The sequence below is a fragment of the Synechococcus sp. CBW1107 genome (assembly GCF_015841355.1).
Lineage (GTDB): Bacteria > Cyanobacteriota > Cyanobacteriia > PCC-6307 > Cyanobiaceae > Regnicoccus_A.
In genome coordinates this window covers 2,302,700-2,324,000 of record NZ_CP064908.1, presented here as the reverse complement: position 1 = coordinate 2,324,000, position 21,301 = coordinate 2,302,700, and the positions used below count along the sequence as shown (strand labels likewise).

14 protein-coding genes are annotated in these 21,301 nt (G+C 66.6%); 6 read left to right on the top strand and 8 right to left on the bottom strand.

Annotation, left to right across the window (positions count from 1 at the left end):
* Window positions 1-5: 5 nt before the first annotated feature.
* The 5 genes from I1E95_RS12100 to rpsT form a co-directional block, all read right to left on the bottom strand.
* The gene (locus I1E95_RS12100; protein ID WP_197162585.1) at window positions 6-4,067 is read right to left on the bottom strand and encodes a DNA-directed RNA polymerase subunit beta'; all 4,062 of its coding nucleotides are present in this window, start codon (window positions 4,065-4,067) and stop codon (window positions 6-8) included.
* An 80-nt stretch (window positions 4,068-4,147) separates the two neighbouring features.
* Entirely contained in the window at window positions 4,148-6,052 is a 1,905-nt protein-coding gene (locus tag I1E95_RS12095) for a DNA-directed RNA polymerase subunit gamma (RefSeq protein WP_197162583.1), read from the bottom strand.
* Between the two features lie 52 nt (window positions 6,053-6,104).
* A complete protein-coding gene (gene rpoB / locus I1E95_RS12090; protein WP_197162581.1) occupies window positions 6,105-9,395 on the bottom strand; it encodes a DNA-directed RNA polymerase subunit beta in 3,291 nt (1,096 codons plus the stop codon).
* Between the two features lie 209 nt (window positions 9,396-9,604).
* Window positions 9,605-10,444, bottom strand: a complete 840-nt coding sequence (locus I1E95_RS12085; protein WP_197162579.1) for a TatD family hydrolase — start codon at window positions 10,442-10,444, stop codon at window positions 9,605-9,607.
* A 16-nt stretch (window positions 10,445-10,460) separates the two neighbouring features.
* Complete coding sequence (gene rpsT / locus I1E95_RS12080) at window positions 10,461-10,766, bottom strand: 30S ribosomal protein S20 (RefSeq protein ID WP_197162577.1); 306 nt, start codon at window positions 10,764-10,766, stop codon at window positions 10,461-10,463.
* A 122-nt stretch (window positions 10,767-10,888) separates the two neighbouring features.
* Here rpsT and hisD point away from each other — a divergent pair, with 122 nt between their 5' ends.
* Window positions 10,889-12,211, top strand: coding sequence for a histidinol dehydrogenase (gene hisD, locus I1E95_RS12075; RefSeq protein WP_231594610.1), 1,323 nt, complete (start codon window positions 10,889-10,891; stop codon window positions 12,209-12,211).
* Window positions 12,212-12,216: 5 nt separating this feature from the next.
* Here the strand turns inward: hisD and rpiA are convergent, their stop codons facing one another.
* The 3 genes from rpiA to I1E95_RS12060 all read right to left on the bottom strand — a co-directional run bounded on the left by rpiA (window position 12,217) and on the right by I1E95_RS12060 (window position 15,065).
* A complete protein-coding gene (gene rpiA, locus I1E95_RS12070; RefSeq protein WP_197162575.1) occupies window positions 12,217-12,942 on the bottom strand; it encodes a ribose-5-phosphate isomerase RpiA in 726 nt (241 codons plus the stop codon).
* Between the two features lie 76 nt (window positions 12,943-13,018).
* Window positions 13,019-14,239, bottom strand: a complete 1,221-nt coding sequence (locus tag I1E95_RS12065) for a trypsin-like peptidase domain-containing protein (RefSeq protein ID WP_197162574.1) — start codon at window positions 14,237-14,239, stop codon at window positions 13,019-13,021.
* A gap of 10 nt (window positions 14,240-14,249) precedes the next feature.
* Window positions 14,250-15,065 carry a metallophosphoesterase gene (locus tag I1E95_RS12060; protein ID WP_197162572.1) on the bottom strand — a complete coding sequence of 272 codons (816 nt, stop codon included), beginning with the start codon at window positions 15,063-15,065 and terminating at the stop codon, window positions 14,250-14,252.
* A gap of 110 nt (window positions 15,066-15,175) precedes the next feature.
* On the opposite strand from I1E95_RS12060, the gene I1E95_RS12055 reads away from it, so the two are divergent.
* From I1E95_RS12055 to infB, 5 genes are all read left to right on the top strand, one after another.
* The gene (locus I1E95_RS12055) at window positions 15,176-15,454 is read left to right on the top strand and encodes a hypothetical protein (protein WP_197162570.1); all 279 of its coding nucleotides are present in this window, start codon (window positions 15,176-15,178) and stop codon (window positions 15,452-15,454) included.
* Between the two features lie 162 nt (window positions 15,455-15,616).
* A complete protein-coding gene (gene rimP / locus I1E95_RS12050) occupies window positions 15,617-16,087 on the top strand; it encodes a ribosome maturation factor RimP (protein WP_197162568.1) in 471 nt (156 codons plus the stop codon).
* Window positions 16,088-16,127: 40 nt separating this feature from the next.
* A complete protein-coding gene (gene nusA, locus I1E95_RS12045) occupies window positions 16,128-17,567 on the top strand; it encodes a transcription termination factor NusA (RefSeq protein WP_197162566.1) in 1,440 nt (479 codons plus the stop codon).
* On the top strand, window positions 17,564-17,854 hold the full coding sequence (locus I1E95_RS12040) for a YlxR family protein (protein WP_197162564.1): 291 nt from the start codon (window positions 17,564-17,566) through the stop codon (window positions 17,852-17,854). The genes nusA and I1E95_RS12040 overlap by 4 nt, the downstream gene beginning before the upstream one ends.
* 63 nt (window positions 17,855-17,917) lie before the next feature.
* Window positions 17,918-21,301: a translation initiation factor IF-2 gene (infB, locus tag I1E95_RS12035; RefSeq protein ID WP_197162562.1), complete on the top strand. Its 3,384-nt coding sequence runs from the start codon at window positions 17,918-17,920 to the stop codon at window positions 21,299-21,301.

Here is a 21,301-nt window from a genome sequence, read left to right as displayed (position 1 = left end):
GGGAATCAGTCCTCTGTGAGTAGACCCTCTTCCTGCAGGCCCTCAACGGCCGCGGGATCGGGGATGAGCTCTTCCTCCAGACCTTCCTCCTGGGTGGGCCTGGCAAAGGCCGCGAAGGAACTGGCGGCCGCCTCGATGCCCCGCTTGCTGCGAACCGCATCGAGCTCGTCCTCGGAAGGATCCTCCAGCACCGCCTTGGTGACCGGGGCCGCGGCGGGCATCTCCACCGTGTAGTCCGGGCGGAGATTGGCCACGCGCCGGTAGCTGCCGGCCTCCTCGTCGAGGATGTCGGGGTGGGGACCGGCTTCTGCACGCAGTTCCTCCTCGAAGCCACCGAAGCCGGTGCCGGCGGGGATCAGGCGGCCGATGATCACGTTCTCCTTGAGACCGCGCAGCCAGTCGCTCTTGCCCTCGATCGCCGCTTCGGTGAGCACCCGGGTGGTCTCCTGGAAGCTGGCGGCGGAGATGAAGCTGTCGGTGTTGAGCGAGGCCTTGGTGATGCCCAGCAACACCGGCGTGAACTCGGCGGGGGCGCCACCGGTGATGGCCATTGCCTGGTTCACCTGCTCCACCTGGCGGAGCTCGATCAGCTCACCGGGCAGCAGGGTGGTGTCACCGGCATCCTCGATGCGCACCTTGCTGGTCATCTGGCGCACGATCACCTCGATGTGCTTGTCATCGATGGTGACCCCCTGGGATTTGTAGACGTTCTGCACCTCCTGCACCATGCGGAACTGCAGCTTGGAGATGGCTTCCTGGGCCGCCTCCATCGAGGGCTTGCGGTCCCGCAGGTCCTCGAAGTAGCACTCCAGCAGTTCGTGGGGATTGATCGGACCGTCGGTGAGCATTTCACCGGCCGTGACCTGCTGGCCGTCGTTCACCATCACGTTGCGCCCGAGCAGGATCGGGTAATCGGTGCTGACATCGTCGTGCTCGATCACGGAGACGGTGACCGAGTCGTCGTCTTCACCCAGCTTGATCGTGACGGTGCCGGGCTTGCGGCAGAGCACGGCGGATTCCCGCGGACGGCGTGCTTCGAGCAGTTCCTCGATCCGGGGCAGACCCTGGACGATGTCCCCGGTCTTCTGCCGCTCGAACACCAGCAGCGCCAGGGCATCCCCCCGTTGCACGAGTTCGCCGTCGCGCACGTGCAGCACCGAATCCGGCGAGACCATGTACGGACGGCCCAGTCGGATGGTGATCAGGCTGCCGTCGATGGCTTCCACCTGACCGCAGCAGGGAGCCTCGATCCCGCTGGCGAGGGGCTCACCATCCACCAGGCGCTGACCCACGCTCACGGCCAGCTCGGCGCTGCCGATGTCGATCCCGCGGGTGTCGCCCTCACGCTCGACGATCAGGCGACGCACCGGTTCCCCTTCCACCGGATCGGGCAGTTGCACCACGCCGTCTTCCTTGCAGAGGATCTGGGTGGTGGCCACCACATCGCCGCTCTTGACGCTGGTGCCGTCCTCCACCTGCAGCTCGGTGTGGGTGGAGCCGTGACTGGCATCGGAGAGGGTGTCACGGCGGACCAGCAGGGTTTCGAGGATCACCAGCTGCAGGCGCTCGATCGTCTTGGCGCGCTTGTCGGGGACAGCCTCCACATCCACCGTCATCTGGGGAGTGGTGTCGAAGGTGTCGAGGATCAGCTGGGTGCGCAGCAGCTCGACACCATCCACGGACTTGATCAGTTCACCGTCCTTGAAGGTGAGCCGCTGGGTGGCCTTGAGGCCCAGGGAAGGGCCACCGTTCTGCTTGACGCTGGCCAGCTCGGGAAGGTGGGCCTGGTCGGGGATGGGGTATTCCTCCACCGGCCGCAGCAGCAGGGCACCACCCTCAGGAGTGTCGACAGCCTCGACGAACACCATCGCCTCGGGAACCAGGCCAGGGGCGATCTCCTCACCGGGATTGTGCAGGCGACCTTCGTCGCTGTAGCGGGCATGGATCTTGGCGTCGCTGACGAGGTGCAACGTTCCCGAACGCACGATGATCTCGCGCAGGATGTCGTTCTTCTGGGTCACGGTGACGATCCCGGCCGTCTGGCTGAAGATGTCCTTGACCACCTCGGTACCGGCCTCGATCCACTGGCCGTCCTCGATCATCAACAGGGAGATGTCCTTGTTGATCTCGTGAGTCTCCTGGGGAATCCAGAGAACGGTTCCGCCCTTGGACACCTCGTAGCCGTTCTTGGCGGAGCGTGCCTTCTTGATCGAGAGACCGGGGGCGTACTTGATCAGACCGCCGGTCTGGGTGCGGAAGCGGTCGTCGGCCAGCTCGGCGATCACCTCACCGCTGCCGATCTTGCTTCCCGGTTGGGTCTTGAGCAGATAGCGGATGTTGTCCTTGCCCTCCAGGTGCCAGATCTCACCGGAATGGGTGGATTCACCCACAAGCTTGCAGTCCTTGAGGGTCAGGCTGGCGGTGACGATCTGGACTTCGCGGGAATCACCGGTGGAATCGCGCAAACGCACCGCACCGCCGTGTTCGCTCACCAGACGGCTCTCGGCCAGCACCTCACCAGTGGTGACCGCGGTATTGCCTCGGACCACGGGCTGGGCATTGGGGGGCAGGTTGTACACGTCGCCCGCCAGGACCCAGAGACGCCCGAGTCGCTGGGCCTTGAGGGTGATGTTGCCCTGGCGGTCGGTCGACTCGCGGGGTTGAATCACATCCTCGTAGCGCACCTGACCCGCCAGATCGCAGATCACATCCTTGGTGGCCTTCTCCACGCTCTTCTTGACCGCGGCGCCAGCGGAGATCTGCGCCAGCACCATGTCGGACGGCACCTCATCACCATCGGCGACGAAGAGAACGGAACCTGAGGTGATGTCGAGCCGCTGGATCTTGCCCTTGCCGCTGGGCTTCACCGAAAGGGTGAAATCGGTTTCCGAGAGCTGCGCCTCAACCCCGTGAGACGTGCGGTGGGAGCGCACCCGGGCCCTGGGGCCGAACTCCACGGTTCCTGCCACCGAGGAGCGCACCACGCCGGTTTCGGCCGTGGACACACCACCGGTGTGGAAGGTGCGCATCGTCAGCTGGGTTCCGGGCTCACCGATCGACTGGGCCGCGATGATGCCCACCGCTTCGCCCAGATCCACCAGCTGGTTGTGTGCCAGGGCCCAGCCGTAGCACTTGCGGCAGACCGAGCGGGCGGCTTCGCAGGTGAGGGGGGAGCGGACCACGACGGTCTTGACGCCAGCGGCCTCGATCCGCCGGGAGAGCTCGTTGTCGATCTCGCCGTCGCGTTCGACGAGCAGGGATCCGTCGGAGCCGTGCACGGGCTCACCCGCCAGACGGCCCACGAGCTTGGCGAAGAACCGGCCCTTCTCATCGGCATGGATGGGGATGCCTCGGGTGGTGCCGCAGTCGTCCTCACGCACGATCACATCCTGAGCCACGTCCACCAGCCGGCGGGTGAGGTAGCCGGAGTCGGCGGTGCGCAGGGCCGTGTCCACCAGACCCTTGCGGGCGCCATAGGAGGAGATCACGTATTCCGTGACAGTGAGACCCTCACGGAAGTTGGTGCGGATCGGCAGGTCGATGATCTCCCCCTGGGGGTTGGCCATCAGGCCGCGCATGCCCACCAGCTGGCGCACCTGGGACATGTTGCCCCTGGCGCCGGAGTTGGCCATCATCCAGACGGAGTTGAGCGGGTCGTTCTCGTTGAAGTTCTTCTTGACCTCCTCCACCAGCCGCTCATTGGTTTCGGTCCAGGTGTCGATCACCTTGGTGTGCCGCTCCACCTCGGTGATCTCCCCCAGCCGGTAGCGCTCTTCGGTATCGGTGATCTGCTGCTCGGCCTCTTCCAGCAGACGGGCCTTCTCGAAGGGAATGCGCAGGTCTTCGACAGAGATCGAGACCGCGGCCTGGGTGGCGTAGTGGAAGCCCAGATCCTTGAGGTCGTCGGCCATGGAGGCCGTGGCCGCTGTGCCGTGGTGCTTGTACGCCCAGGCCACGAGATTGCGCAGGGCCTTCTTGTCGATCTCCCGGTTGCGGAAACGCGGCGGTTCCTTGCTCAGGGGAGCGCGGCGGTCCTGGGAGTTGGGCTTGGAGGGGGTGGTGGTCATGGCGGCGAGCGAAAGAGAAGACCGAAGAGGAAAACCTGGTGTAATCAGGTGAAGGGGACGACGTGCTGCAGCAGGTCAGCTCAGGTGGCGGCCACCGCGTCGATGATCGTTCTGTTCATCACCACCCGGCCCACGGTCGTGAGCAGGTAACGGGTGATCAGTGCACCGTCTTCGTCGAAGCGGTCGCGGCGGTACTTCCACTGCTCGATGCGGGTGCCATCGCTGAGCGTCTCTTCATGCACGGGGGTCTCTGCCTCATCCTCGTCATCGACCTCGCCCTTGAAGCGGACCCAGACCCACTGGTGCAGATCGAGATGCCGTTCCTCGAACGCATTGATCACGTCGTTGAGACCAGCGAAGGTGCGGCTGCGGTCACCGAAGCTGGGCATGACCTCCTTGCGATCCACCGCGGTGAGGTAGTAGATGCCGAGCACCATGTCCTGGGACGGGGTGATGATCGGCTCACCGGTGGCCGGCGAAAGAATGTTGTTGCTCGCCAGCATCAGCATGCGCGCCTCGGTCTGAGCCTCGATGGCCAGGGGCACATGCACGGCCATCTGGTCACCGTCGAAGTCGGCGTTGAAAGCGGGGCAGACGAGGGGGTGCAGCTGAATGGCGCGTCCATCCACCAGCTTCGGCTCGAACGCCTGAATGCCGAGCCGGTGCAGGGTCGGGGCCCGGTTGAGCATGATCGGGTGACCTTCGATCACTTCCTGCAGCACCTGCATCACCTCATCATCAGCCCGCTGAATCAGCTTCTTGGCCGCCTTGATGTTGTTGACGATGTTCTGCCGGATCAACCTGTGAATGACGAACGGCTGGAACAGCTCGATCGCCATTTCCTTGGGCAGGCCGCACTGGTGCATCTTGAGCTTGGGACCCACCACGATCACGGAACGACCGGAGTAGTCGACCCGCTTGCCCAGCAGGTTCTGGCGGAAGCGGCCCTGCTTGCCCTCGATGATGTCGCTGAGTGACTTGAGCGGCCGGTTGTTGGCACCCACGACGGTCCGGCCGCGGCGGCCGTTGTCGATCAGAGCATCCACAGCCTCCTGCAGCATCCGCTTTTCGTTGCGGACGATGATCTCGGGCGCGAGAATCTCCTGCAGCCGCGCCAGGCGGTTGTTGCGGTTGATCACCCGGCGATAGAGATCGTTGAGATCGCTGGTGGCGAAGCGACCGCCATCGAGCTGCACCATCGGGCGCAGGTCGGGGGGGATCACTGGGATGGCATCAAGCACCATCCAGTCGGGGCGGGCATCGGTGGCGATGAAATTGTCGATCACGCGCAGCCGCTTGATCAGCTTCGCCCGCTTCTGACCCTTGCTGCCGGCGATGTCCTCGCGCAGCTGCTCGGCAATCTCGGTGAGGTTGAGGTCTTCGAGCAGGCGCTTGAGGGCCTCGGCACCGATGCCCACCTCGGGCTCATTCTCGATCTCGGAATCTTCGGCATAGATCTGATCCTCGATCTCCAGCCACTCATCTTCGGTGAGAAGCTGCTTGTAGGTGAGGTCCTTGTGATCGCCCGGCTCGAGCACCACGTAGCAGTTGAAGTAGACGATCTGCTCGACATCCCTCAGGGGCATGTCCAGCAGGATCGCCACATAGCTGGGAATCCCCTTCAGGTACCAGACGTGGGAGACCGGAGCCGCCAGCTTGATGAAGCCCATGCGGTGACGTCGCACCCGGCTCTCGGTGACCTCAACGCCGCAGCGCTCGCAGACGATCCCACGGTGACGCACCCGCTTGTACTTACCGCAATGGCATTCCCAGTCTTTGGAGGGGCCGAAGATCTTCTCGCAGAAGAGCCCATCCATCTCGGGCTTGAGCGTGCGGTAGTTGATCGTTTCGGGCTTGGTCACCTCACCGACCACCTGACCATTGGGCAGGGTGCGCTGACCCCACTGCATGATCCGCTCCGGCGAAGCCAGAGTGATCTTGACGTAGTCGAAGTGGTTCTCGGTGCGGGAGTTGCTGTTGGTCATGGCCGAAGGGCGCGCGGACGTCGAGTGAAACGGTGAAGCTCAGGGCGTTGATTCAATCGTCGTCATAATCAGCGACGCCGAGGGATTCATAAGTGGGCCGGTTGGGGGTGCTGCGGCGGGGATTGACGTCCTGCATCAGATCAACCTCGACCCCCTCATCGGTGTAGACGGCGATATCCAGACCGAGCGACTGCAATTCGCGCATCAGCACCTTGAAGGATTCCGGGGTGCCGGGACGGGGAATCGGCTTGCCCTTGACGATGGCGTTGAGGGCCTCGTTGCGGCCCTGCATGTCGTCGGACTTGACGGTGAGCAGTTCCTGCAGGGTGTAGGCCGCGCCATAGGCCTCGAGGGCCCAGACCTCCATCTCCCCGAGTCTCTGGCCGCCCTGCTGGGCCTTGCCGCCCAGGGGCTGCTGAGTGACCAGGGAGTAGGGACCGGTGGAGCGGGCGTGGATCTTGTCGTCAACCAGGTGGACGAGCTTGAGGATGTGGGCATAACCCACAGTGACCGGCTGATCAAAGGGTTCGCCGGTGCGGCCATCGATCAGCTGGATCTTGCCTGGGTTCTCAGGGTCGTAGACCCACTCCTTGCCAGGCTCGCTGGCCGCCTCCTCCAGATACTTCTGCACGGTGTTCTTGGAGGTTTCGTTGCCGTGCATCTCGTCGAACGGCACCACCTTGACCCGGCAGTTCAGGTGCGAGGCCGCCCAGCCCATCAGGCACTCGAACACCTGACCCACATTCATCCGGGAGGGAACCCCCAGGGGATTGAGGACGATGTCGATCGGAGAGCCATCGGGCAGGTAGGGCATGTCCTCGCGGGGGAGGATGCGGCTGATGATGCCCTTGTTGCCATGGCGGCCGGCCATCTTGTCGCCCACCTGGATCTTGCGCCGCTGGGCCACATAGACCCGCACCACCATGTTCGCCCCCGGCGGCAGCTCATCCCCCTGCTCTCTGGTGTAGATGCGGACGTCCACCACCCGGCCACGTTCGGTGCTGGGCACCCGCAGGGAGTTGTCGCGCACATCGCGGGCCTTCTCACCGAAGATCGCCCGCAGCAGCTTCTCTTCCGGCGGCTGATCCGATTCGCCCTTGGGTGTGACCTTACCGACCAGGATGTCACCGGATTCGACGTATGCGCCAATGCGGATGATCCCCATCTCATCGAGGTTACCCAGGCTTTCTTCAGCCACATTCGGGATCTCACGGGTGATCTCCTCGGGCCCGAGCTTGGTCTGACGGGCCTCGATCTCATACTTCTCGATGTGCACCGAGGTATAGAGATCGTCCTGAACGAGTCGCTCACTGACGAGGATCGCGTCTTCGTAGTTGTAACCCTCCCAGGGCATGTAGGCGATCAGCACGTTCTGACCCAGAGCGATCTCGCCACCCTCACAGGCGGAACCATTGGCCAGCACCTGGCCGGCGATCACCTGGTCACCCTGGCTGACGATCGGCCGCTGGTTGAGGCAGGTGTCCTGGTTGGAGCGCTGATACTTCTGCAGGTGATGGATGTGATCGGTGCCCTGCTCGTCGCGGATCACAATCGCCGTGGCATCCACAAAGGTGACGGTGCCGTTCACCCGGGTGATCGGCACCATGCCCGAGTCGCGGGCCACCTGGGTTTCCAGGCCCGTGCCCACCAGGGGGCGCTCGGGCCGCAGCAGGGGAACGGCCTGACGCTGCATGTTCGAGCCCATCAGGGCGCGGTTGGCGTCATCGTGCTCAAGGAAGGGAATCAGCGAGGTGGCCACCGAGATCACCTGCACCGGGGAAAGCTGCACGTAATCCACCTGCTCGGGTGGCACTTTCTCGAAGTCCTGGCGATAGCGGACGGGGATCAGCTCAGCGAGGATGCGGCCATCGGCATCGGTGGCCACATCACCTGGGGCGACGCGGCACTCATCTTCGAGGTCGGCGGAGAGATAGATCGGATCGCCCTGCTTGTGGACGAAACCGTTCTCCACCTTCCAGAAGGGCGTTTCGATGAAGCCGTATTCATTGACGCGGGCGTGGGTGGCCAGCGAACCGATCAGACCGGCATTGGGACCCTCAGGAGTCTCGATCGGGCAGATGCGGCCATAGTGGGACGGGTGAATGTCCCGTACGGCGAAACCTGCCCGCTCACGGGTGAGGCCGCCTGGACCGAGGGCACTGATGCGCCGCTTGTGGGTCAGCTCCGCCAGGGGATTGGTCTGGTCCATGAACTGACTGAGCTGGCTGGAGCCGAAGAACTCCTTGATCGCCGCCACCAGGGGCTTGGGATTGACCAGCTGCGCGGGGGTGAGCGATTCGGTCTCACCTACCGTCATGCGCTCCTTGATGATCCGCTCCAGCCTGTTGAGGCCCACCCGCACCTGGTTCTGGAGCAGTTCCCCGACGGAGCGCACCCGACGGTTGCCGAGGTGATCGATGTCGTCGAGAGAAGCCCCGCCCACATCGAGCTCGAGGTTGATCAGGTAATCGATCGTGGAGAGCACGTCCTCAGCGGTGAGGGTGCGCACCGCATCAGGAATGGTAAGACGCAGCTTCTTGTTGATCTTGTAACGGCCCACACGGCCGAGGTCATAGCGCTTGGGATCGAAGAAGCGGCTGTGCAGCAGCTGCTGACCGCCACTCACGGAGGGGGGCTCACCGGGACGCAGCTTCTTGTACAGCTCGAGCAGGGCCTGGTCTTCCGAGGAGATGCCTTCGTCGTTGGCCGCTTCGATCGACTTCTTGTAGTACTCCGGGTGCCGGAGCTTGTCGAGCACGTCGTTGTCGGAGAGGCCGATCGCCCGCATCAGCACGTGGGCATTGATCTTGCGCGTCTTGTCGACACGGACGTGGAGCAGATCGTTCTTGTCGGTTTCAAACTTCAGCCAGGCACCCCGGTTGGGGATCAGGCTGGCGTTGAAGGTCTTGCGGCCGTTCTTGTCCTGCTCGTCCTTGAAGTAGACGCCTGGGCTGCGCACGATCTGGTTGACGATCACCCGCTCGGCGCCGTTGATGATGAAGGTGCCGCGCTCGGTCATCAGCGGCAGCTCGCCGATGAAGACCTCCTGCTCCTTGATCTCACCGGTTTCCTTGTTGACCAGCCGGCAGGTGACATACATCTGCGAAGCGAAGGTGGCATCGCGGCGCTTCGCTTCCTCGACGTCGTGGCGGGGCCGCTTCAGGCGGTACTCCGTGCCGACGAAATGGAGCTCAAGCTTGCCGGTGTAGTCAGTGATCGGAGAGAAGCTGTCGAGCTCCTCGATCAGACCCTTCTCCAGGAACCACTTGAAACTCGCCCGCTGCACCTCGACCAGATCGGGCAGGTAAGTGACGGTCTTGGCGACCTGAATCGCGCTGCTCATGCGGGGACCTGCAGGAACGGGTGAAAAGGTGGATGGGCTGCGCCGACGGGAACACGCCTGACGCATTGGACTGCCGCAAGGACAACCAAAGGCACGGCAGGGCCCTCCCCGGGTGAGGGGAGAACCCTGCCGTGTTCACGCTGATGAATCTCGAATCGGAGCTGCCGACCTCGACAATGGTGCGCTCACGCTACCAGGCCAATAAAACATCATACACTATGAGGCTCGGATGGTCTGGGGAGGGCAAACAGGCGTAAGGCATTCGCGGTTGAGTCCGCCGCCACCTGCTCGAGGGCCTCGCCTCTGAGCTCCGCCACACGGCTGGCCACGGCGGCCACGTAGGCGGGTTCATTGCGCTTGCCACGGCGGGGAACCGGTGCCAGGAACGGGCAGTCGGTTTCCACCAGGTAGCGATCGGCCGGAACCTGTTGGGCACAGAGATGGGTGTCGAAGGCCTTGGGGAAGGTGACCGTTCCGCTGAAGCTGATGTACAGACCCAGCTCAAGGAACGACGCCATCTCCTCCGGGGTGCCGCCCCAGCAGTGCATGACTCCCCTGGGGCAACGTCCCTCGGCCTGCCGCTGACGCAGCTCATCAAGCATGGGAGCAGCGGCATCGCGGCAATGAATGATGACCGGCAGATCCAGCTCCACGGCCAGATCGAGCTGGGGGCCAAGAACCTGCAGCTGACTGTCGAGGTTGGAATCCCGGAAGAGATCCAGACCCAGTTCACCTATGGCCACCACCCTCGGGTCGTCGAGGGCGGCCTGGCGCAGCACAGCCTGGGTGCTGGGGCCCCAGTGCTCGGTGTCGAGGGGGTGAACCCCCACCGAGTAGCGCAGTTCCGGAAAACGATCGGCCAGGGCCCGGATCGGAGCGATCTGGGATGGCTCCACGCAGGCATGCAGCAGGGACACCACTCCGGCTTCCCGCCAGCGCTGAGCCACCTCCTCCAGGTCGGCCTCAAAGGTGCTGAACACCACGTGGCAGTGGGAGTCAACCAGCGCCGGAAGCGCGGTGGCCACGGCAGGCATGGTGCTGACGGTCATGGGGACGGCGAGCCGCTCAGGCGTTGCCGGCAACGGGCTCGATCGCCTGCTTGACGGCGGTGCTGAGCCGCGATTTCTGATTGGCGCCGGTGTTGCGATGGATCACACCGCGCTTGACGGCCTTGTCGATCTTGCTGAAGGCGGCGTTGAGGCTGGCCTGAACGGCCGTCTTGTTGTCCTCGCCGGGCTCCTGGCTGTAGACGCTCACAGCCGTGAAGCAGCGCTTCATCAGCGTGCGCACCGCCGACTTGTAGGTGCGGTTCTGCAACCAGTTGCGCTCGGCAATCAGGATGCGCTTCTTCGAAGACTTGTTATTGGCCACAGGCGGGTTCAGCGCTGATTCAGCAGTTGTCGATCTTACCCTCACGGGCCCGCCCGCCAGAGAGCCAGCTCTAGCCTGCGAAACTGACCCAGCTGCGCCGCCCTCCGCCAGCGCCTTTGCCCGTGCCGAACACCCTGAGCGACCCCGCACCAGCCCTGGCCCTCGACAGCCTGGACGATCTCGATGCAGCTGCGGCCAGGCTCGCGCACATCGCCGGCCGCACCAGTGGCGGTGCCAGCCAGGAGGCGGCCGCCAGTGTGGAAGCCATCCTCGAGCAGGTGAAACGAGACGGCGATGGCGCCCTGCTGGAGCTGAGCGAACGCTTCGACGGCTTCCGGCCGGATCCCCTTCGCATTCCCCGCGAGGAGCTGGCCAGCGCCTGGAAGGCCTGCCCCTCCGACCTGCGCAGCGCCCTGGAGCTGGCCCACCGGCGCATCCTCGATTTCCATCAGCGTCAGAAGCCCGGCGACCTGGAAGTGACGGGTGTGCACGGCGAGCGCCTGGGGCGCCGCTGGCGTCCGGTGGCCAGGGCAGGGCTCTATGTGCCCGGCGGACGGGCCTCCTATCCCAGCACCGTGCTGATGAATGCCGTTCCAGCCCGGGTGGCCGGGGTCAAGCGAGTGGTGATGGTGACGCCCCCGGGTCCGCAGGGACGACCCGACCCCACGGTCCTGGCCGCCGCCCACCTGGCCGGGGTCGAGGAGGTCTACCGGGTCGGTGGGGCTCAGGCCATCGCCGCCCTGGCCTACGGCACAGAATCGATCCCCCGGGTGGATGTGATCAGCGGCCCGGGCAACCTCTACGTGACCCTGGCCAAGAAAGCCGTCTACGGCCAGGTGGCCATCGATTCCCTGGCGGGTCCCAGCGAGGTGCTGGTGATTGCCGACCAGAGCGCGGATCCTGATCACGTGGCGGCCGATCTGCTCGCCCAGGCCGAGCACGACCCCCTGGCGGCGGCCATCCTGCTCACCACCAGCGCCGCCCTGGCGGCGGCTGTGCCCAAGGCCCTGGAACAGCAGCTGCGCCACCACCCCCGGGCGGATCTCTGCCGTGCAGCCCTGGAGGACTGGGGGCTGATCGTGCTCTGCCCTTCCCTGGAAGACGCGGCCCGGTTGAGCGACCACTTCGCGCCCGAGCACCTGGAGCTGCTGGTGGAGAGGCCCGAACCCCTGGCCGGGAGGATCGAGAACGCCGGCGCGATCTTCATCGGCGCCTGGAGCCCCGAGGCGGTGGGCGACTACCTGGCCGGTCCGAACCACACCCTCCCCACCTCCGGCACCGCCCGGTTCTCCGGTGCCCTCAGTGTGGAAACGTTCATGCGTCACACCAGCCTGATCGCCTTCAACCGCCAGGCCCTCGAGGCCACCGGTCCAGCGGTGATCACCCTGGCCGAGAGCGAGGGGTTGCACAGCCACGCCGATTCCGTGCGCCGCCGGCTCGACTGAACCCCTCAGGCTGATGGGCTGGCCCGCTCGAGATCCCGCACCCGGGGATCCCCGTCAACGATCTCGCCCACGAGGACCTGGTCGGTGAGACCCACGAACAGCCCGTTCTCCAGCACGCCCGGCAGGTTGTTGATCGCCTGCTCCAGGGCCGCTGGATCGGCGATGCCGCCGGCGAAGCTGAGATCGAGCACCAGGTTCCCCTGGTCGGTGACCACCGGACCTGCCTTCCTCACGGCCATGCGCAGGTCACCGGTGGCGCCCATGGCCTCGAGCTCCGCCTTCACCTGGCGCCAGGCCCCGGGCAGAACTTCGACCGGCAGGAGGAACCCCAGGTTGAGGCGCTCCACCAGTTTGCTGGAATCCACCACCACCACGAAGCGGTCGGCCCTGCGGGCCACCAGCTTTTCCTGCACGTGGCAGGCCCCACCTCCCTTGATCAGCTGGAAGGCGGGGTCGACCTCATCGGCGCCATCGATCGCCAGGTCGATGCGGGACACGGCATTGAGGCTCTGCAGGGGGATGCCCAGCTCAGCGGCGAGCACCTCTCCCTGGAACGAGGTGGTCACCCCGGTGATGCCGGAGAGTTGACCCCGCTGCAGGCGTGCGCCGAGTTCCTGGATCATCAGGGCGGCGGTGGAGCCGGAGCCCAGGCCGAGCACCATGCCGTCCCGGATCTGATCGACGGCGGCCGTGGCGACAGCCAGCTTCATCCGGTCCTGCAGCTCGGCCATGGGGGTGGAACCAGGGGGTGAGACCGTAGCAAGCGGATGCTTCAACTCCTGGACAACCCAGCTGGTGCAGGGCGATTCAGGACGCCCGCGGCAGGGCGGCGGGCCGGATCGAAAGCTGCAGCTCCCGGTTGCCACGCACCACCTTCAGGGGCAGGGCCTCGCCGACACGGGAGGCCTCGACCCGCTGGAGCAGGGCAGCGGGATCGGCCACGGGTTGATCGGCCGCCGCCACCACCAGATCCCCACGCCTGAGCCCGGCGGATTCCGCCGGGCTGCCCTGGAGCACCCGCTGCACCAGGGCGCCGTCACGCTCGGGCAACTGCAGCACCGCCTCAGGATCGCGGTTGTTCTCGCGGGCACGGCGAGCCGTGAGCGGCACCAGCTGCAGGCCGAGATAGGGATGGACCACATCGGCGCCTGTACGCAGCTGATCGGCGACACCCCGGGCCAGATTGATCGGAATGGCGAAGCCGAGGCCGGCGCCGGGACCGGAGCGCACCAGGGTGTTGATGCCGATCACTTCACCGGCCGCATTGATCAGCGGCCCCCCGGAATTGCCGGGGTTGATGGCCGCATCGGTCTGGATCAGATCGAGCCGCTTGTCGGCGAAGCCGAGGCTGTTGATGTTGCGGTGCAGGCTGCTGATGATGCCGAGCGTGACCGTGCGCTCCAGGCCATAGGGGCTTCCGAGGGCGATGGCCCAGTCGCCGACCTCCAGGGCTTCGGAATTGCCCAGGGGAGCTGCCTTGAGGTCGCGGGGGGAATCCTCGAGGCGCACCACCGCCAGATCGGTGACAGGGTCGGCGCCCACCACGGTGCCATCGAGCTGGCGACCATCGGCAAGGGTGATCACCACCTGATCGACCCTCTCGACCACATGGGCATTGGTGAGCACCAGCCCGGCGTCGATCACCACACCGGATCCCTGGCCGCGCTCACGGCTGCTGCCCGCCGGGTCACCGAAGAGATCGCGCAGCAGAGGATCCAGCAGAGCCGGATCGAATGCCTGGCGAGGCACGTCCCGCTCAGTGTCGATGCGCACCACCGACGGGCTGGCCCGGCGGGCCGCCTCGGCAACGAAATTGTGGGTCCGAGCAGCAGCCGGTGGCGAAGCGCTGGCCGGAACGACATCAGTGGACAGTTCAGGGGCGAGGGCCAGGGCCTGGGCCTGGGAGGGCAGCCCCAGGATCAGTCCGATCACCAGCAGCAGAGCCAGCCAGCGGCGATGGCCAGGCCAGAAGCTGCGCGGAGCCAGTATCGAACCGACGACGGAGCGGGCGTGAGCGGGACTGCACATGGAGCCGAGGTTAGGTCGCACAACCGGTAGCCGCTGGCTCCGGCCAGGGCGACCAGCGCAGCAGCCGCTGGCTCCAGCGACCGTCGTCATACAGCTCCAGCAGACGGCCGCCCGGGTCCTCCGGCCGGCCCATCGGGCAGGGCTGAACCGCCCCGAAGCTGCAGAGCGTGGAAGGACAGGCCAGGACGGGAATGCCCTGCCGGTCCTGCCCGCCCAGAAGTCCCTGCCAGTGCTGATGGACATGGCCGCAGAGCAGCAGCCGGGCGGAGGACGTCGCCAGGAGGATCCCGGCCAGCTCGGCGCCATCGCGCAGACGGATGGAATCGAAGCCTGGATCGCCGATCGGCAAGGGCGGGTGATGAACCACCACCAGGGCGGGGGAGCACTCCTGCCGCAGACGCTGCCGCAGCCAGTCCCGTTGGCGGGAGCCGAGCCAGCCGCCCATGTCCCCGCTGCGGTGACTGGAGAGCAGCAGCAGACGCCAGGGGCCCAGCCGCAGTTCAGCGGGCGCCAGCACGGCATGGCGCCCAAGGGCCGCCTGCAGCAGGGCGGGGTGATCGTGATTTCCCGGCAGCAGCGCCAGGGGCAGCCCGGAAGCGGTAAGCAGCTCTCGGAGCTGCACATAGCCTCCCCAGCTCTCGTCCTGACAGAGATCACCGCTGATCAGCAGCAGGTCCGGGGCATCCCCAAGGGCGGCCAGGGCCTGCTCGAGGCCATGGCGCAGCTGAGCCAGAGGGGTGCGTCCCCTGTAGCGGCCCCGCCCCTGACGGAGCAGATGGGGATCACTGAGCTGCAGAACCCTGAGCGGATGAGCGCCTGTGGACACCGCCCCTGAATCCGTCTGACAGATCGGGCCCCGCTCTTGAAGGGCTCGCAACAGAAGAGACCACGGATGGTGGTCTTCACACTAAGTTGCCGCAACAGCGCTGCCAGCCCATGGCCTCGATCCCCCCCGGCACCCGTGTGCGATGTGCCCTCTGCCAGGTGGAGATCCAGGGCATGGTGGGCGGCCAGGACCAGGTGATCTTCAGCCAGGGGGCTCCGGGAACCCGCGCCAAGCTCTGGGCCAGGGTCTGTCAGTACGTCAGGGAACCCCAACGCTGCCTCAACCAGGACCAGGCGCTCAGGGGCGAGGTCGGCGCCGACGACTTCTACGGAGAGGCCCCCAGCCTCGGTCTGTTCGACGCACCGGGTGGGGCAGCTCCCTCGGCCTGAGCCCTCAGGCGCCTGGGTCTGCCGTGCCGGCTTGTACGCTCGAAGTCATGCCCGGCGGGCATCACCCTGACGATCGAGTGCTGCCTCCCAGGCGACCTTGAACTCAGGGGCAGTTTTCTGCAGAGGCCGGTCGGGCGTCCGACCCGCTCTCCAGCCCCGCCGGTGCCCCATCCACTCATCCCCGATCTGGAGCGTCTGGTCACCCCGCTCGCCGAGGCTTCGGGCCTGGCGCTTGAGGGAGTGGAGATCCAGGCCCACCGGCTGCCGCTCACGCTGGTGTTCCAGATCCGCCACGCCGACGGACGGGACGTCAACCTGGACGACTGCGCCGCCTTCAGCGGTGTGCTCGGCGAGGTCGTCGACGCCAGCGAGCTGATGCCCCAGGCCTATGTTCTGGAAGTCAGCAGCCCTGGGATCGGCGAGGAGCTGCTCGACGACCGCGATTTCCACAGTTTTCGCGGGTTCCCCGTGGCGGTGCGCTTCCGCGATGGCCAGGGCCTGGAGACCACCCGCGAAGGCCTGCTGCTGGAGAGGGACGAGCAGCACCTCCAGCTCAATCTGCGCGGCCGCATCAGCCGGATCCCCCGTCCCGATGTGATCTCGGTCCGCCTGGTCACACCCGCCACGGACTGACCGCTTCCGCTCCCTCCCCCCTTCACCCCTTTTTGACCCGATGGCACTCGTTCTCCTCCCCGGTCTGCAGAACCTGATCGAGGACATCAGCGAGGAGAAGAAGCTTCCTACCCAGGTGGTGGAGGCAGCCCTGCGCGAGGCCCTGCTCAAGGGCTACGAGCGCTACCGCCGCACCCTTTACCTGGGCATCAGCGAAGACCCCTTCGAGGAGGATTACTTCAGCAACTTCGACGTGGCCCTCGACCTCGACGAGGAGGGGTACCGGGTGCTGACCAGCAAGATCATCGTGGAGGAGGTGGAGAGCGAGGACCACCAGATCGCCCTGGCCGAGGTGCAGCAGGTGGCCGAGGACGCCCAGGTCGGAGACACCGTGGTGCTCGATGTCACCCCCGAGAAGGACGACTTCGGCCGCATGGCCGCCGCCACCACCAAGCAGGTGCTCGCCCAGAAACTGCGCGACCAGCAGCGGCGGATGATCCAGGAGGAGTTCGCCGATCTCGAAGACCCGGTGCTCACCGCCCGGGTGATCCGCTTCGAACGCCAGTCGGTGATCATGGCCGTGAGTTCAGGCCTGGGCCGGCCTGAGGTGGAAGCGGAACTGCCGCGGCGGGATCAGCTCCCCAACGACAACTACCGGGCCAACGCCACCTTCAAGGTCTTCCTCAAGGAAGTGAGTGAGGTCCCCCGCCGCGGACCGCAGCTGTTCGTCTCCCGGGCCAATGCCGGTCTGGTGGTGTACCTGTTCGAGAATGAAGTTCCGGAAATCCAGGAAGGTTCGGTGCGGATCGTGGCCGTGGCCCGCGAAGCCAATCCCCCCTCACGGGCTGTCGGCCCGCGCACCAAGGTGGCCGTCGACAGTGTCGAGCGCGAAGTGGATCCCGTTGGGGCCTGCATCGGCGCCCGGGGCTCCCGCATTCAGCAGGTGGTCAACGAGCTGCGCGGCGAGAAGATCGACGTGATCCGCTGGTCTCCCGATCCGGCTCAGTACCTGGCCAACTCCCTCAGCCCCGCCCGCGTCGAGATGGTGCGCCTGGTGGACCCTGAGGGACAGCACGCCCATGTGCTCGTCCCCCCCGACCAGCTCAGCCTGGCGATCGGCCGCGAGGGCCAGAACGTCCGGCTGGCCGCACGTCTCACCGGCTGGAAGATCGACATCAAGAATGCCGCCGACTACGACCAGGTCAGTGAGGACGCCCGGGCGGCGGAGCTGATCGCCCTGCGCGAGGAGGATGAGCGGCAGCAGGCCGAGGCCGAAGCCCGTCTGGCGGTGGAGCAGGCCGCCCGTGCCGAGGAGGATGCCCGCCTGCGGGAGCTGTATCCCCTGCCCGAGGACGAGGAGGGCTACGACAGCTACGCCGAGGATGGGGACGCCGAAGCGGATGACCAGGCGGAGCCGCTGGCAGAGACCGGGGACGTGACCTCGGTTGACGTTGATGCGGAGACTGAGCTCGAGACAGGAGCCACCGCCGAACTGCAGTGAGCGGAGGGGTGGTGCTGCGGCGCTGTGTGTCCTGCCGGGAACGGCAGGATCGCCGCCGGCTCTGGCGGATCATCCGCCAGTTCGGGGATGGGGTGGTGCTCGAGGGGACCGTCACCGGGGCCATGGGCCGATCGGCTTATGTCTGTCCTTCCAGCAGCTGCATCGAGGAGGCCAGGCGCCGCAAACGCCTGCAGCGTTCCCTGCGCTGTCAGGTGTCGGATTCCATTTACAGGGCACTGGAGGAACGGTTGAGCGAGTCACTCGCTGCAGCCTCTGAGGCAAGATGAACAGTGGCCGCACCGCGCGTGGGGCTCGGAGGCACACGGTGCCCCGACCGATTGGAGACCTGAATGACCAGCAGCGGCAAAGTCAGAATTTATGAGCTGTCCCGGGACCTTGGCCTGGAGAACAAGGACGTGCTCGACGCCGCTGAGAAGCTGTCCATTGCGGTCAAGAGCCACAGCAGCTCCATCAGCGACAGGGAGGCCGAGCGCATCCGCAGCCTGATCAGCACCCCGGGCAACGGCGGCGCAGCCCCGGTGGCCCAGCCCGTCCGGCCAACGCCACCGGCGAGCGAGCCGGCCAAGGCCATCCTGTCCGTCAAGAAGGCCGCCCCGGCCGCTCCCGCGTCGCCCGCGACCCCGGCCAGTTCCGTTGCTGCCGCCAAGCCGAAGCCGCCGGCCGTCAAGCCGGCAGGCAGCCCGCAGAAGCCTGCAGCCCCTGCCTCGACCGCACCCCCGGCCGCCAAGCCGCTCATCGTCAAGCCGGCACCCAGGCCGGAGATCGTGGCGCAGGCTCCAGCCGCCCCGACGAAGCCGGCGGCTCCCACCCAGCCGCCGGCGGTGAGGAAGGTGGTGCCCCAGGCCGGACGTCAGACGCCCGCCACCGCCACGCCAGCCCGGCCGTCGGCACCTCTGAAACCCACCCCGGTCTCCGCCGCGCCGGCCGCCAGACCTGCCGGTGCACCGAGCCGCCCGTCCGCACCTCCGGTGAGCAAGCCCGAGCCACCCCAGGTGCGCAAGCCTGAGTCGACAGCGGCGGCCAGCCCCAGCCCGACTCCCCGGCCTGCCACCAGCCCCCGTCCCGTGCCCCGTGGCAGTGCCCCTGCCCCCTCCCGGCCGGCCTCTCCCCAACGGCCCGGAGCCCCGGCCCCCGTGCGAACGGCCAGCGGCTCAGGCCCGGGCCGTCCGCAACTGGTGGGACGGCCCCAGCCTGGCCAACCCGGCACCAGCAACCGTCCGGCACCTCCTTCCGGCCGCCCGGCCCTGAGCCAGCGGCCGGCCGGTGCGCCCCAGCCGCGGCCCACCCCGCAGGTGGGTCGGCCCACCCAGGCCCGCAGTCCCCTGGAGCTGGTGGGCAAACCGATCCGACGTGATGCCGCCGGCCCCGGAGGAACCAGCCGTCCAGGAGCTCCGGTGCGTCCCGGCATGCCTCAGGGCATGCGCAAGCCGGTGGCCCCTGGCGAGCTGATGCAGCTCCAGAAACCCGGCAACCGCCCGGTCGCCGCCCCACCCCGGCGGCCCGAACGCAGCGAAGGCAGTCCCGACGCCCCGAGGCCCACCGCCACCCCACCATCAGCTCCGCGGCGTCCGGCCTTCCGCACGCCCCAGGCCGCAGGCCCGGGCCGGGCACGACGCCCCGAATGGGATGACAGCGCCAAGCTGGAGGCCCTGCGCAGCAAGTCGCCCCAGAAACAGCGCCAGAAGGTTCACATCATCGGCGACAACGATGATGCGCTCACCGCCGAAACCGGTGGTTTCGCCGGCGAGCACGAGGCGATGGTGCTCCAGGCCAGCCTGGCCCGGCCGGCCAAGCCGCGCACCCGCCCCACCACCCCGGGTGCCAAGCCCGTGGTGGCGATGCGCAAGCGCAAGAAGGAAACCACCCGCCAGAGGCAGAGGCGCCGCGCGATGGAACTGCGCGCCGCCCGGGAAGCCAAGGCCACCCGGCCCGAGATGCTGATCGTGCCGGAGGGCAACCTCACGGTGCAGGAGCTGGCCGATCGCCTGGGCGTGGAAAGCTCCGAGATCATCAAATCCCTGTTCTTCAAGGGCATCATCGCCACGGTCACCCAGACCCTCGATCTCTCCACAATCGAGACGGTCTCCGAGGAGTTCGGGGTGCCTGTCCTCCAGGACGACGTCGAGGAGGCCGCCAAGAAGACCGTCGAGATGATCGAGGCCAGCGACCTCGAGCACCTGATCCGCCGCCCGCCGGTGGTCACGGTGATGGGACACGTCGACCACGGCAAGACCAGCCTGCTCGATGCCATCCGCAAGACCCGCGTGGCCGCCGGAGAAGCCGGCGGCATCACCCAGCACATCGGCGCCTATCAGGTCACGATTCCCCACGCGGGCGAAGACCGGCGCATCACCTTCCTCGACACCCCGGGACACGAAGCCTTCACCGCCATGCGGGCCCGGGGCACCAAGGTCACCGACGTGGCCGTGCTGGTGGTCGCCGCCGACGACGGTGTCCGGCCCCAGACTCTTGAGGCGATCAGCCACGCCCGGGCCGCGGAGGTGCCGATCATCGTGGCGATCAACAAGATCGACAAGGAGGGCGCCCAGCCCGAGCGGGTCAAGCAGGAACTCTCCGCCCTGGAGCTGGTTTCCGAAGACTGGGGCGGCACCACCGTGATGGTGCCGGTGAGTGCCACCAAGGGCGAGAACATCGACAAACTGCTGGAGATGATCCTGCTGGTGACCGAGGTCGAGGACCTCCAGGCCAATCCGGACCGGATGGCGAAGGGCACCGTGATCGAGGCTCACCTCGACAAGGCCAAGGGTCCCGTCGCCACCCTGCTGATCCAGAACGGCACCCTCAAGGCCGGCGACGTGGTCGCAGCCGGGCCGGTGCTCGGCAAGGTGCGCGCCATGGTCGACGACTCCGGCAAGCGGGTGAAGACCGCAGGTCCGTCCTCGGCGGTGGAAGCGCTCGGCTTCAGCGAGGTGCCCACGGCCGGCGATGAATTCGAGGTCTATCCCGACGAGAAGATCGCTCGTTCTGTGGTGGGGGACCGGGCCAACGAAGCCCGTGCCACCCGCCTGGCCCAGCAGATGGCCTCCCGCCGGGTCTCGCTGGCCTCGATGTCCGGTCAGGCCAGCGAAGGGGAGCTCAAGGAGCTCAATCTCATCCTCAAGGCCGATGTCCAGGGCAGCGTCGAGGCCATCCTGGGTGCTCTCGAGCAGCTGCCCCAGGGCGAGGTTCAGGTGCGGGTGCTGCTCTCCGCCCCTGGCGAGATCACCGAAACCGACGTGGATCTGGCGGCCGCCTCCGGGGCCGTGATCATCGGCTTCAACACCTCGATGGCCTCCGGTGCCAAGCGCGCCGCCGATGCCAATGGCGTCGACGTCCGCGACTACGACGTGATCTACAAGCTGCTGGAAGACATCCAGCTGGCCATGGAGGGCCTGCTGGAGCCCGAGCTGGTGGAGGAATCCCTTGGGGAAGCGGAGGTGCGCGCCGTCTTCACCATCGGCAAGAGCGCCGTGGCCGGTTGTTACGTCACCAGCGGCAAGCTGCAGCGCAACTGCAAGGTGCGGATCCTGCGCAACAAACAGGTGGTGTTCGAGGGCGATCTCGACTCCCTGCGTCGCAACAAGGACGACGTCAAGGAAGTGGCCACGGGCTTCGAGTGCGGCATCGGCTGCGATCGCTTCGCCAACTGGCAGGACGGCGATCGGGTGATGGCCTACAAGCTGGTCACCCAACGCCGGACCCTCAGCACCTGA

Excerpts from the sequence above, each read along its gene's own strand:
- I1E95_RS12100 (WP_197162585.1), bottom strand. The coding sequence starts at position 4,067 with ATGACCACCACCCCCTCCAAGCCCAACTCCCAGGACCGCCGCGCTCCC.
- I1E95_RS12085 (WP_197162579.1), bottom strand. The coding sequence starts at position 10,444 with ATGACCGTCAGCACCATGCCTGCCGTGGCCACCGCGCTTCCGGCGCTG.
- rpoB (WP_197162581.1), bottom strand. The coding sequence starts at position 9,395 with ATGAGCAGCGCGATTCAGGTCGCCAAGACCGTCACTTACCTGCCCGAT.
- I1E95_RS12055 (WP_197162570.1), top strand. The coding sequence starts at position 15,176 with ATGGCCTCGATCCCCCCCGGCACCCGTGTGCGATGTGCCCTCTGCCAG.
- I1E95_RS12095 (WP_197162583.1), bottom strand. The coding sequence starts at position 6,052 with ATGACCAACAGCAACTCCCGCACCGAGAACCACTTCGACTACGTCAAG.
- infB (WP_197162562.1), top strand. The coding sequence starts at position 17,918 with ATGACCAGCAGCGGCAAAGTCAGAATTTATGAGCTGTCCCGGGACCTT.
- nusA (WP_197162566.1), top strand. The coding sequence starts at position 16,128 with ATGGCACTCGTTCTCCTCCCCGGTCTGCAGAACCTGATCGAGGACATC.
- I1E95_RS12065 (WP_197162574.1), bottom strand. The coding sequence starts at position 14,239 with ATGTGCAGTCCCGCTCACGCCCGCTCCGTCGTCGGTTCGATACTGGCT.
- rpiA (WP_197162575.1), bottom strand. The coding sequence starts at position 12,942 with ATGGCCGAGCTGCAGGACCGGATGAAGCTGGCTGTCGCCACGGCCGCC.